Source organism: Acidithiobacillus albertensis (genome assembly GCF_001931655.1).
Lineage (GTDB): Bacteria > Pseudomonadota > Gammaproteobacteria > Acidithiobacillales > Acidithiobacillaceae > Acidithiobacillus > Acidithiobacillus thiooxidans.
Genome location: NZ_MOAD01000001.1, coordinates 1165549 through 1178109 on the forward strand (window position 1 = coordinate 1165549; position 12561 = coordinate 1178109).

A 12561-nucleotide genomic window follows, 5' to 3' on the forward strand; every position below is an offset into this window, starting at 1 on the left:
TCATGGAAATGCTAGCAGCCCAAGAGTCGTCCACATCGCCGCGTTCATGGGCCGGTCAGTACCTGATTGTCCAGCTTCAAGGTGAAGCCTTCGGGCTGGAAATATCTGGTGTCCGGGAGATTATTGCCTACATTGTTCCAACCCTGATCCCGATGATGCCTGATTTTGTGGTAGGGGTGATCAATTTACGGGGGCAGGTAGTCCCGGTGATTGATATGGCCCGACGCTTCGGGCGTCCGGCCACGCAAATTCATAAACGGAGTTGTATTATCATTATTGACCTGCAAGATGGTCATTTCCGACAACGGCTCGGGGTGGTGGTGGACGCGGTGAATGAAGTGCTGGAATTTGGCGCCGAGCAAATTGAAGCGGCTCCACAATTTGGCGCGGGTTTACGAACAGAATTCATCCGGGGTATGGGAAAAATAAATGGAACTTTCATGATCCTGCTGGAAATTGATAAAGTTCTTTCCATGGAGGAAATGTCAGCGCTATCGGTGATTGCAGCAAAGCCTGTTGAGTCTGGTTCTGCTGGGCCAGAGGTCTGAAAATGGCTTCATCCCCTCATGATTTGTTCATGACCCTGCCTGAATATCAGCGTATTCAGGCATTTCTTTCTCGTGAGGCGGGAATTTCATTGGGACCGGCCAAGCAAATATTGGTGATGGGTCGTTTGGGCAAACGCCTGCGTGCCACCAACTGCCCGAGTTATGATGCCTATTTGCGCCTGCTTAATCAGGATGCTGAAGAGCGTCAATGCGCCATTGATTTGCTGACCACCAACGAAACCTATTTTTTCCGTGAGCCTAAACATTTCGCTTTTCTGGCAGAACAGGCCATACCCGCCTGGAATAATAAGGAAACCGTCAGAATTTGGAGTGCTGCCAGTTCATCTGGAGAAGAGGCTTATAGTATTGCCATGGTTCTTGCCGAAAGGCGTACTAAAAATTGGGAAATTTTCGGCTCCGATTTAAGTACAAAAGTATTGTCAATTGCTGAAAAAGCCATTTATCCCATGACGCGGGCGGAAAAAATTCCTAAACCTTACTTGAAGCGTTACTGTTTGCGTGGAACAGGTAAGCAGGATGGTTTTTTTTCAGTGGCCCCGGAAATTCGTCGTTTCGTGAAATTTTCACAAATTAATCTAAATAGTACATTGCCGAAAGTTGGAGACTTCGATATGATTTTTTTACGCAATGTATTGATATACTTTGAAGTGCCGGAGAAAAAAGCTATTTGCCAACGTTTGTTGCAGCAATTGCGTCCCGGTGGTTTTTTTCTGGTAGGACATTCGGAAAGTCTCAATGGAATTGTAGATGGTTTGCAGTTAATCCAGCCGGCTATATACAGGAAGGAATAAATTGTTATGGCAATCATGGAGATTTTTCTCCAGCCCGGAGACTGGTATTTCGGTGATAGAGATACTCGTATAAGAACGTTGTTGGGCTCCTGTATTGCTATTACTATCTGGCATCCGCGACTTCTGGTGGGCGGTATGTGCCATTTCCTTTTGCCCGGAAGAGGGACTTGTACCCCGCCCGTGGGTCTCGACGGTCGCTATGGGGATGAGGCCATTGCCGCCTTGATGCAGGAGGTACGAAGGCAGCGCACTCACCCCGGCGAGTATGTCTGCAAGATTTTTGGTGGGGGCAATATGTTTCAATCTCTGGCAGCGCGGAGCGCTCTCCGGGAGCCACCGGGGACAGCTTCCAGGAATCCGGATTGCAGCGATGTACCCTGCAAAAATGTCAGAGCCGCCAAAACTCTGGCTACTCAGGCGGGTTTTCACGTAACGGCTTCGCATTTAGGCGGGCACGGACATCGTAATGTGTATTTTGAAATATGGACGGGCGATGTTTATATGAAATTTACCGGGCATGGGGCATCAGTACAAAAAACATATTAAAAATTATTTTCCAGAGTGAATATGACCAAGAAAATACAGGTTTTTATTGTGGATGACTCGGCCGTTGTCCGCCAGGTTCTCCAGGCCGCATTAAGTCAGGATCCGGATATTGCCATTTTGGCAACCGCCCAGGATCCGTTGTTTGCCTGGGATCGCATGCAGCGGCAATGGCCGGATGTGGTGATTTTGGATATTGAAATGCCGCGTATGGATGGTGTAACTTTTCTGCGTAAAATCATGCAAGAACATCCCTTGCCTGTGATTATCTGTTCCAGTCTCGCAGAATCTGGGGCACAGATTACTTTGGATGCTCTGGCCGCAGGGGCGGTGCAGATTATCCAGAAACCACAAACTGGACTAAAAGACTTTTTGCAAAAAGATGCACCGGAAATTATCCGGGCCGTGAAAGCTGCGGCACGTGCCAACTTGCGGAATATGCGTCCCCAGCGCTTAGCTTCTCCTGAGGTGGCTATTGCAGCACCGGTTTCTGCGGATCTGCTTTTACAAAAAAGTACGGAAAAAGTCATTGCGGTAGGAACCAGTACGGGCGGTACCCAGGCTCTGGAAGTTTTGTTGCGCGCCTTGCCGGTGACGGTGCCGGGCATTGTGGTGGTACAGCACATGCCAGAAAAGTTTACGGCGGCTTTTGCCGCACGACTGAATACGATCAGCGCCCTTGAAGTGCGCGAAGCCCGGGATGGAGATCGGGTCCTGCCGGGGCGCGCCCTGATTGCTCCGGGCGGAAAGCACATGCGCCTGATCCGAAGTGGTGCACAATTTGCCGTTCAGGTTTTTGATGGACCTTTAGTCAAACATCATCGGCCTTCAGTGGATGTACTGTTTCGTTCGGTGGCTCAGGTAGCTGGCCGGAACGCCTGGGGCGTGATCATGACCGGAATGGGAGATGACGGTGCCCAGGGATTGCTGGAGATGCATCAGGCGGGAGCGCGCACCATTGCCCAGGATGAATCCAGTTGCGTGGTTTTCGGGATGCCCAAGGAAGCGATAAAACTCGGTGGGGTCGATGAAGTGGTAGCCCTGACCCATATTACCAGCCGCTTGCCGCGATCCATAGAGGGGGCGCGCTGATGATGACAACTTCTCAGGGCTTGGCTGATGAAAATTCCGTCATGCCGGAACCGTTGAAAAAGCTCATACTGATGTCGCGGCGCATTCAAAAACGGCAGCGTATTTTTATCCTGTCAATTTTGCTGGTTTTTTCGAGTCTGGTTGGCCTGACGATTTTCAGTATAGGGAGCTGGCAACAGCACTTGCTGGATCGTTCCCGGTTACGCACACAGGAAGCAGCCACGCGTCTGGCCGAAAGCTTTTCCAGCAATCTCTCTGCCATGATTCAGATGCATATGCGTGACTTACAGTTTATGACGAGTTTGCCGACCGGGGAGCTAAGCCCCGATCTGCTGCGTCGTTTTAACAATATGCACCCCTGGCTTTCGGGAGTGGCCTGCCGTTCGGCTGATGCTTCGCATAAATCTCCGCTGGCGGTAGATTATCCGCTGGATTTCAATATGTTGCTATCAGATGGCGTCAATACCTGGAAAGGCGGAGTAGACCGCCCCTTTGTGGACAAGAAGGGGCTGCTGCATATTCCTCTGCGTATTTTTGCGTTATCTGCGCAGCTAACCGGCAAGCATTTTTATAGAATTTGTCAGGCGGACTTGTTTTTTGGCAACCAACATGCCAGTGCCAGCCCGGAGCATGCGCACATGTTGCTGCTTCTGGACGGGCAACACCATGTCCTCGCTCAATGGATGAATGGACACTGGCAACAGGCAGGCGATATTCCTGAGGCTTGGACCGCCCATCTGGAGATTCCGGTTCGCGGTACACCGTGGGCCATGCAGGTGCGCTGGAATTCCCAACCGCTCCCGGATCTTCAGCATTTACTGGATCGTCTGGATATCTGGACAGTATTGCTACTTGCTGCTGAATCTGGACTGGCTTTGGTCGCCTTGATCTGGATGTATCGGCGTTTTGTGGAAAGCCGTTATCAGCGGGCGCATCAAGCCTTACATGAAATGGTAAATGAGGCGCAGGATGTTGATGAAATCTATCAGGGCCTGGTGCAGCTTAGTGTGTTAGGTACAGGGGCGTTAGCGGCCTATGTGGCTGTGCCTGATGAAAAACAGGGCATTTTATCTGTGGTGGCGGCTTCGGCCCGTAAACCAGGGCTTGCCGGGACGCTCCGGCAACTTCCCCTGAGTCTCGATCCGGAGAATTTACCTTGGGGGCAACTCCTGCCCTCTCTGGCGTATCGTCTACAATGCCGGGTGACTCCGCGAACCCCTCATATTTCCGGCATGATGACCAAGGCGATGGCTGCTTATCCGCCGTTGCGTGGTTTTCGCGAGGTTATCGCCTGGCCGGTCATGGCGGCAAGATCGCCTTTTCCAGTAGCCATTTTTGTGCTGGAAATAACCCGTCTGACCCGCTGGCTTTTTGGCCGAAGTTTAATTGTGCATTGGGAATCCTTGTTGCACGATCTCGAAAGCTATAAGGAAAAAATACAAGCAATAAAAGAGAAGGAGCGCCTGCTGCAGACGGATGCATTAACCGGATTACCGAACCGGTCCCATTTTACTACGCTCGTTACAAATAGCCTGAACACTGTCAGTGAAGCTCAGTCATTATTTGGTTTGGCCTTGCTGGATATGGACATGTTTAATGAGATCAATACTTCTTTCAGCTCACTGGAAGCGGATCAATGTTTACAGGAAATTGCCTGTCAATTACAGGGAGTGCTACCACAATCTGATGATATCCTGGCACGGGTCGGTGGAGATGAATTCGGGCTTTTTATTAAATTAAACGATGCAGATCATGCTATTTCAATCGGAGAAGAAATTCTGAAAGCTGTTCAGAATTCGGCACGCAAAATGTTGGACTCCACTTTGTCTACATCTATTGGCTGGGCGATGTTTCCGGCAGATGGACAGGATGTCTACACCCTGATGGCCCAGGCCGATGAAGCGTTGGCCGAAGCCAAGCGCCAGGGCGGAAATACTTTTAAGTTTTTCGGAGGAGAGGTCTCTCGCCGTGCGAAGCAAAGGCTGTGGGTACGACGAGATTTTCCATGTGCTTTGCAGAAGGGCGATATTCATTTTTTCCTGCAACCCAAAGCCGATATGCTGGAAGACTGCCTGACCGGCGTGGAAATGCTGGCGCGCTGGTGTCCAGCACATGCTCACTGGATTGGACCCGGCAAATTTATGCCTTATGTCGAAGAAAATGCCCATTTGGTTAGACTGCTAGGCCGCTGGGCACTGGAAGAAGCAGGGCGTTTACGCGCGCGCATGCGCTCAGAAGGCCTGGACTTGCAGATTTCGCTGAATATAGGGGCCAAGCATTTTCTTGATCCCGCATTTATGCAGGATATTGAACAGTTGTGTCCTGATGGTAATGGTTTGACCTTGGAAATTACCGAAACGGCTTCTGTTATCGGGCGTAAATCTGCGCGTCCAGTTATGGAATGGTGCCAAATGCGCGGATTCAAGTTATCCATGGATGATTTTGGGACTGGATATTCTTCACTGCTTTCTGTTGCCCGTTTACGCTTCAATGAGTTGAAGCTGGATCAGAGTTTTATTCGGGCGTTCCGTGAGGATATCGCCAGCTTTGGTGTGGCGGGAGCCAGTCACCTGCTCAGCCAGCTGACGGACTGCGATTTGGTTGCAGAGGGTATTTCCACCCCAGATGAGCTTCATTTGTGGCTACAACTTGGCGGTCGCTATATTCAGGGATACCTTCTTTCTCCTCCGCTGCCGGAAAATGCCTTTTTTACCTGGCGAGATTGCCTGATTCCGCCGGTGCTCCGTTCGGTACGAACGGTAGGTCTTCAGGATATGGCTGGTCTCTGGCAGGAAATTCATGCATAGCTCAGAACTGACGACAGCTATCATGGGTGCTGATAAGATAATGCATATTCTGGATCAGAGCAGGTTTTTATGACGGAACAAATTCATGACATGCGTCGCAGTCTGTTTTCCGAACGTTTTCGTGTTACAGCCTCGGTGAAGGCATCAGGCATGTTGGAAAATTTATTGCGGGAACATATTTTCTGTACCTTGTGGCTGGATGACCAGATCCAGAGCTATAACACTGTGTTGCTAGATATAAAGTCGGAAAGTGAGTTGCACATAGATGTGCCTTTGAATTTTCCTAAACAGATTGAAGCTGGCTTGCAAGTCACGATACTTTCCAGGGTAGATGGGGTAATCAGTGGTTTTCAGAGTCAAGTATTGCGTCAAGACGAATCTGGCATTGTCCTGTATTATCCCGATGCGATTTATCAGTTGCAGCGTCGTCAACTTTTCCGGGTACCGCCTGCCGTACAGGATCCCGATGAGGTGGAAATCTACCGTCAGGGTGCCTTGATGGTTTCTGGACGAATGCAGGATATCAGTGCCGGTGGAATCCGGATTATGAGTCGCTGCCCCAAGGATCTGCCTTTTCAGCCCAACGAAATCGTATCTCAATTGATATTTAGACTTCGCGACAGTGAGCCTTTGCACATGCCGGCAATCATACGTTTTGTGGATGACCAAGTTGCGGGAGCTACCGGCGTCATTCTGGGTGTGGAGTTTCAAAATCCACCGGCCGCCGATCAGGAAAAAGTGGCCCAATATGTGCAAACCCGTGATCGGGAAATATTGAGGATGCTGGGTATTGGACTGCGCAGTTCAGGAAAACAGCAACCTTCTTCTTGGGGCGGTAAAATAAAAAGCTGGTGGAAAAGCTGACGGTTGAGATGCCTGAAGAAATGCGCGCATGAATTCCACGACTCTGGAAACGGCATACACGATCAGAGTGGTGGAAACAGCTCTGAATCATGCCACGGCAATATCGCTATCTCATAGCCTGCTGCCGGGAAATACGCTGAGTGCAAAAGTCTTACAATCGGGCGATCAGCAAACCATGCTTACGGTAGCCGGAAAGACGCTGGCCTTTGAATTGCCGGGCCACTGGTCAGCAGGGCAGGAAGTACAGTTGACCTACCTGGGTGGCAGTAATAATCCCAAGTTTTTGCTGATGAGTCATTTGGCAGCAGTGCGTAGTGACCAGGTGGCTTTATCGGATACTGCGCAGTCCTTACGCGATCTGGTCCAGACCGGGAAACCGGCTGCGCAAATCGTTCATACTGCGGCTATGTTGGCGCCGAATGAGACGTCTCCGGCCAATATTGCGAATTTTTTACAGAGCAGCTTGCAGCAGAGTGGTATTTTTTACGAAAGCCATCTGGCCGCGTGGAATCAGGGTCAATGGACTACACAAAACTTGTTGGCCGAACCACAAAATGCCGCCAGACCCATGACTGACACAGCCGCCAGTACCATGCACAACCCTGTTCCGCCTTCCACTCAAAAAGGCGCAACCGAATTAGCACCAGCGAATGAAAATGCGTCGCGAGCCACATTGTCATCTCTTCCTTTTTCTGCAGGTGACACCAGCAAGACGGTAAACCAAGGTGCTGCAACATATGCGCAAATTGCCGACTTGAATAAATCGGGCGCGTTATTTTTATCCAGCAACGCAAATGCCGTTTCTACGCAGATTTTGGGTCAACAAATCCAGGTGTTGAATCAGCAGCAGTTTGTCTGGACGGGGCCTCTTTGGCCGGGTCAGAACGTGAGCTGGTTGCTGAGGCGTCATGATGGAGATGGTGAAGAGCCTTCTCAAGCGGGTGAAGATGTTCCCTCCCGGCGCTGGGATAGTACCCTGATTCTGGATCTGCCCAAGCTTGGGCACGTGGAAGCCCGTCTGCAATTAGACAAATCTACCTTGCATCTAGTTCTCACTGCAGATCAGGCCGCTTTACTACGTGCGCACGGAGGCGAGCTGACCCAATCCTTGCAGAATTTGGGTTTACAGGTTTCGACGCCGCAGATTCGTCCGGTGGATGATTCCGTACATGGATAAACCTAAAAGTGCAGTGGCTCTGCGTTATCAGGCAGAAGATGCAGCACCTACTCTGATTGCCAAGGGGCAGGGTCTGGTAGCTGAGCAAATTATTGCCAGAGCGCGAGAGGCTGGGATATTTGTCCATGAATCCAAGGAGCTGGTTAGTCTGCTCATGCAGCTGGACCTGGATCAACAAATACCACCTCAGCTCTATCAGGCTGTAGCCGAGGTGTTGGCCTGGGTTTATAAAATTGAGCGTGGCATGTAATTCGTTTTATTGTTAGAGTCATCCAGCAAAAAAATAAAGACATCAAGGATAGTCATGTCGCATCAGGTGTTTCGAAACCTTTCCAGTCGTTTTACGGGAGTAAAGCCTATTCGTCTGGTACGCTTCAGTTTGATGATCGGGGTCTGTCTGGGCCTCGCGGCCTGCATGGATGAAAACACTTCCTATGCGGTGAAGTCCATCCACGAGACTCTGCCTGCCCCCGTTGTGGCGCGTAAGGCACCAGCTCCGCAAAAACCGGAACGTTATCTGGATCAGATGGCAATTATTGATGCGCACAAGGACTTTTCCGAATCACCCGATCCGGGCTATGTATTGGATGCTCATTCGGTGCTGCGTTTTCCTAAAACTTATCCAGTCGGCGTCATTATCATTGGTGACAGTATTTTGACTGGCTGGTCGGGATATTTTGCGCATGTGTTTCCCAATGCGCTCATCAGTGGGCGGGTGGGCAGACAGTTTTCCAGCGCCCTGCCCATTTGGAAGACCATGCAACAAACCGGGATGACCCAAGGGGTTGGTGATGTCGTCATCGAATTGGGTACGAATGGTGAAGTGTATCCTGAGGACATGCAGCAACTACTCAAAATGCTTGGCCACCGCCAGGTATTTCTGGTGATGCCGGAAATGCCCCGATCCTGGGAACATGAAGTACAACAGCTTTATCTGCAAACCGCCGCCACACACCCGAATGTGCATCTGGTACGTTGGGATCTGCTCAGCAAAAATCATCCGCAATATTTCTGGACGGACCTGGTTCATCCCAATTGGCAGGGAATTCAGGTCATGGTACATGCCATTGCTCGTGATATTAAAAAAACTGAAGACAAAAACTAATTCATAAAATTTTGCGGGATGACGGTATGCTCTATCTGGATTATCTGAAATTTCTCGCCATGGTCGGCGTCATTGGGTTTCATGTGCATGAAACCATTACTTTTGGCAGCGCATGGTTTTCTGGTGGTTATCTGGGTGTTGATGTATTTCTCTTTGTTTCCGGATACTTAATAGAGAGATCCATGCGCCATGCGCCGGATGCTGGCTTTCTGAACAGTGTGCGCACTTTCTTCAGAAGACGCCTTTCTCGTATTGTCATTCCCATGCTGGTGGTAACCTGGGTAGTTGCTCTGTTTGGTTATTACTTTCATCTGACCAGTTGGCAACCGGCTGTTTATTCATCGCTTTTTGTCTATAACTTTTATCTGATATTTCATCATATACCTTATTTTCAGACCTTTGCGATGCCGCACCCCTTTATTGGAATGTGGTTTATTTCATTATTGGTGCAGTTGTATGTTTTGCATTTTTTGCTGCGTAAAATAATTCGTAACCAGTATTTTTATTTTGTGCTGATGTTGCTATTGCTGATGGTTACGGCCGGGGGAGCATACTGGTTGGGTGTACATCATCAGCTTAATGCTGCTTATGTTTTACCTTGGCATGGTTTTTCCTATATTGCCGGGATTCTGGGTTTCATGGTTCTGAGTGGTCGTGAGGCTAAAAAAATTCCCGTCGTTTTTGATTTTTTGGTGGTCATGGCAGTGCTGGGTATTATTGTCCTGTTACTGCTGGCTCCTTATCAGAATTATGTCATATATTCTTTACCAGTATTATTGCTTACTGCAATTTATATTTATGCTGCGGAACGATCCACTGTCTTTGCACAGATGAAATGGCAGTTGGGCGGGGCTTTGGGGGAGATGTCATACTCCTTGTATTTATGGAATGTTCCAGTTATTTCTTTCCTCTATTATTTTTATCATGGCGCGACTGATTACGTTTTAGTGATCCTTTCTGTGTTGATTATCCTGTTGTTGTCGGTGCTTACCTATGCCTTGGTTGAAGTCAGTATACAGAATGCTTTTGGCAAGAAAGCGCGGCATCATTTTTCCCTGCAAACCGCTTTTACTGCGGCTCTGATTCTGGGCTTGGGCATTGCCGGTTGGTATGATTCGGTGGTGGTTAATCAGCAATTTATTCATGAACGCGAAAAAAATCTCCACCTGCTGTTATACAAGCATTACCAGGCGCTCAAAATTGCCCAGTTGCAGAATCAGTTACTGGCAATCCGTCAATCAGGTAATGCGGCCCTGGCGGAACCGACGGGAAATGCCCTCAGTGCCAGAGGCGCAACGTCTGCCCCGGCGGCTGGCTCCATGACCTGGCAGCCCAATCCACAACCGGGGTATCTCTATAACGGACAGGAAATCCGCCAAAATCGTGCCTATCCAGACAAACAGGTATTGGTTGTTACGGATTCCATTCTTCTGGGATGGTCAGGCTTTGTGATTCATCAGGTTCCCAATGCGATACTGGACGGTAAAGTGGGTCGACAGTTTTCGCGTGCCCCATCCGTCCTGCAGGCAGAGTTGACGCAACCTCAAAATGCAGATATTCGTTATATTGTCCTGGAGCTGGGCAGTAATGGCGATGTCTTTACCCAGGATCTGGATCGGGTCATGCGCGAAGCCGGAAATCGCAAAGTCATGCTGATTATTCCCAATGTTCCCAGAGTCTGGGAAAACGAAGTTAAAGCACAGTATCTCCGCGCCAAGGCACAATATCCCAATGTTTATTTGTTGCACTGGGATCGTATCAGCCATGATCAATATAATTACTTTGATCCTGATCAGGTCCACTTGACCTGGGACGGTGCCCAGGCCCTGGTGAATGCAATGCTTGGAAAGTTGTACACCATGGGTTATCAACAACCTCAGCCGGTTGCTCATGCGCAGTCTGTTCAATCAGGTCAAGCGCATCTGGTTGCCACCAAGCCACTTAAATTCAGTACAGCAAGTACGCAGTCGGCGACGGCTCCCGCGCGCTCAGTCTCAGTTCAACCTCAGACCCAATCTCCGCTACCTACCACCCGCATCAAATCCTTTACCATCGCGCCGCTGAGCACCGCGTCTACGGCATCTGTCTTTAGCAATGCGGTGCCGGTACAAAGGCAAAACACTGATGCTTCGGGCCTTGATGGTTTCCAAAATTAATTCGGCCATTTTCAGCATGAATTGTTCGTAGAAAGCAACTCTTCCGCTTCCTGACAAATGCCCCGACGTTCGAGCAGGCTTCCGGGAATGTGACCACCGGCCTGCCGCCAGAGTACGGCAGCGCGAATACCGCTGAGCAGGAGCGTGCGGATACGGGCGGCATCGTCAGCGTCACTTAAATAGCGGCTGTCACCGCTGACGATAATACGCGGGCGCAAGGTGCCGATAGCTTCCGTGTAGGTTTGCGCCAGACCGGCAATGACGCTGCTCTGCAGTGGGTCACCAAAATGCTGGATTTGCCGCTGGGCCTGCTGAATACCTTCATGCACGCGCTGGGTAGCGCTTTGATTTTTTAACAGGCGTTTACTCAGGCTGCTCATCGCCATAGCGTAGCGCAGCAGTTCGGCTTCCTGGGCATTGGCGGGGCCGCGTTGCAGGAGCGGGCAGAGCAGGGCCAGTGCCTGTCGTAAACTCTGGATGTCTCCCAATGCCTGACGAGTACTGGCACTGTCCAGGGACAGAATGCTGTGAATACAGGTGGCCAATAGTGGCCCCGGTTGTTCACCATTGCGGGCAATGTTCTGTACCAGCAGGGCGCTACGGATAATACCGGCCAACGCCAAAGTACGATCACGGCGGCGGTCTGCTTTGGGAATCAGAAAATCCCACATGTAAATCTGCCTTTATTATTTGAAAAAATCATTTAGTGTGATTGCCCGTTGAGCATTTCATCCAGCGTGCCAGTAAGTTTTTTGCTTTGGGTTTCCGTTAATTGCCGACCTCTTTCATTGAGAATAAAAAAAGTATCTTCAACCCGCTCACCAAATGTAGACACCTTGGCGCCATGAATATTCAGCTGTAAGGCGCGTAATACTTCACCCACCCGATAAAGCAGTCCGAGATGATCGGCTGCACGCACTTCCAGTAGGGTATAGCGGGAGAGGGCGTGATTATCCACACGGATTTCAGCGGGACGCTGGGCGAAAAAGCGATGGCGTGGGTCGCGGTGGCGCAGACCAAAATGTGGTTTGCTTTCGGTTTCTCCTTCGATAATGGCGCGCAGTCGCGCTGCCAGATCCTGGTCGGCCTGCTCGGTTCGCGCAAAGGCGTGACTGTTGTCAATGACCAGAAATGTGTCAATGGCTCGACCATCTTCACTGGTATCAATGCGCGCGTCGATGATGTTGAGAGACTGGCGATCCAGGGCGCCGGTAATCTGCTGGAACAGACCGGGGCGGTCAGGACCATAAATCAGGATTTCGCTGCCCTCAGGCTGGTGGGCGCGTACTGCTACTAGGGTTTTACGACTTGGTTCCTCGTCATTTCAAGTGGGTAGCCTGAGATCCAGCTTGCCCAGGATCAGGTAGGCCATGTTGATAAAGTTCTTGTGCGTGCGGTAACCCCGAGCCTTGGCCTTGGCGGATTGAATGAGGCTGTTGAAACCTTCCAGAATTCCA

Annotated in this window: 13 protein-coding genes and 1 pseudogene; 10 read left to right on the forward strand and 4 right to left on the reverse strand. The window is 50.2% G+C overall.

Translation table 11 applies throughout. From position 1 onward, the window contains the following. Positions 1–2: 2 nt before the first annotated feature. From BLW97_RS06080 to BLW97_RS06125, 10 genes are all read left to right on the forward strand, one after another. Positions 3–548, forward strand: coding sequence for a chemotaxis protein CheW (locus tag BLW97_RS06080; protein WP_065973984.1), 546 nt, complete (start codon positions 3–5; stop codon positions 546–548). Positions 549–577: 29 nt separating this feature from the next. Continuing rightward, on the forward strand, positions 578–1360 hold the full coding sequence (locus tag BLW97_RS06085) for a CheR family methyltransferase (RefSeq protein WP_075323585.1): 783 nt from the start codon (positions 578–580) through the stop codon (positions 1358–1360). Positions 1361–1366: 6 nt separating this feature from the next. Continuing rightward, positions 1367–1906: a chemotaxis protein CheD gene (locus tag BLW97_RS06090; protein WP_075322656.1), complete on the forward strand. Its 540-nt coding sequence runs from the start codon at positions 1367–1369 to the stop codon at positions 1904–1906. A gap of 21 nt (positions 1907–1927) precedes the next feature. Further along, positions 1928–2995 carry a protein-glutamate methylesterase/protein-glutamine glutaminase gene (locus BLW97_RS06095; protein WP_075322657.1) on the forward strand — a complete coding sequence of 356 codons (1068 nt, stop codon included), beginning with the start codon at positions 1928–1930 and terminating at the stop codon, positions 2993–2995. Further along, entirely contained in the window at positions 2995–5802 is a 2808-nt protein-coding gene (locus BLW97_RS06100; RefSeq protein WP_075322658.1) for a putative bifunctional diguanylate cyclase/phosphodiesterase, read from the forward strand. Before BLW97_RS06095 ends, BLW97_RS06100 begins: the two co-directional genes overlap by 1 nt. 69 nt (positions 5803–5871) lie before the next feature. Continuing rightward, positions 5872–6666, forward strand: a complete 795-nt coding sequence (locus BLW97_RS06105) for a flagellar brake protein (RefSeq protein ID WP_075322659.1) — start codon at positions 5872–5874, stop codon at positions 6664–6666. Between the two features lie 28 nt (positions 6667–6694). Further along, positions 6695–7843 carry a flagellar hook-length control protein FliK gene (gene fliK, locus BLW97_RS06110; protein ID WP_075322660.1) on the forward strand — a complete coding sequence of 383 codons (1149 nt, stop codon included), beginning with the start codon at positions 6695–6697 and terminating at the stop codon, positions 7841–7843. After that, on the forward strand, positions 7836–8093 hold the full coding sequence (locus BLW97_RS06115) for an EscU/YscU/HrcU family type III secretion system export apparatus switch protein (RefSeq protein WP_010639902.1): 258 nt from the start codon (positions 7836–7838) through the stop codon (positions 8091–8093). Before fliK ends, BLW97_RS06115 begins: the two co-directional genes overlap by 8 nt. A 54-nt stretch (positions 8094–8147) precedes the next feature. Beyond that, positions 8148–8948: an SGNH/GDSL hydrolase family protein gene (locus BLW97_RS06120; RefSeq protein WP_075322661.1), complete on the forward strand. Its 801-nt coding sequence runs from the start codon at positions 8148–8150 to the stop codon at positions 8946–8948. A 26-nt stretch (positions 8949–8974) separates the two neighbouring features. Further along, on the forward strand, positions 8975–11104 hold the full coding sequence (locus tag BLW97_RS06125) for an acyltransferase family protein (protein WP_075322662.1): 2130 nt from the start codon (positions 8975–8977) through the stop codon (positions 11102–11104). 11 nt (positions 11105–11115) lie between these two features. Here BLW97_RS06125 and hflD read toward each other — a convergent pair whose 3' ends face one another. The 4 genes and pseudogenes from hflD to BLW97_RS19010 all read right to left on the reverse strand — a co-directional run. After that, positions 11116–11775 carry a high frequency lysogenization protein HflD gene (hflD, locus tag BLW97_RS06130; protein ID WP_010639896.1) on the reverse strand — a complete coding sequence of 220 codons (660 nt, stop codon included), beginning with the start codon at positions 11773–11775 and terminating at the stop codon, positions 11116–11118. A gap of 32 nt (positions 11776–11807) precedes the next feature. Next, positions 11808–12062 (reverse strand): ACT domain-containing protein, encoded by a 255-nt coding sequence (locus BLW97_RS19980; RefSeq protein ID WP_075322663.1) that lies wholly within the window; start codon positions 12060–12062, stop codon positions 11808–11810. Between the two features lie 204 nt (positions 12063–12266). Beyond that, a pseudogene (locus BLW97_RS20290) lies at positions 12267–12362 on the reverse strand (hypothetical protein); the annotation flags it as partial. 66 nt (positions 12363–12428) lie between these two features. After that, the coding region (locus tag BLW97_RS19010; RefSeq protein ID WP_143214904.1) for a transposase at positions 12429–12561 on the reverse strand (133 nt) is incomplete at its 5' end.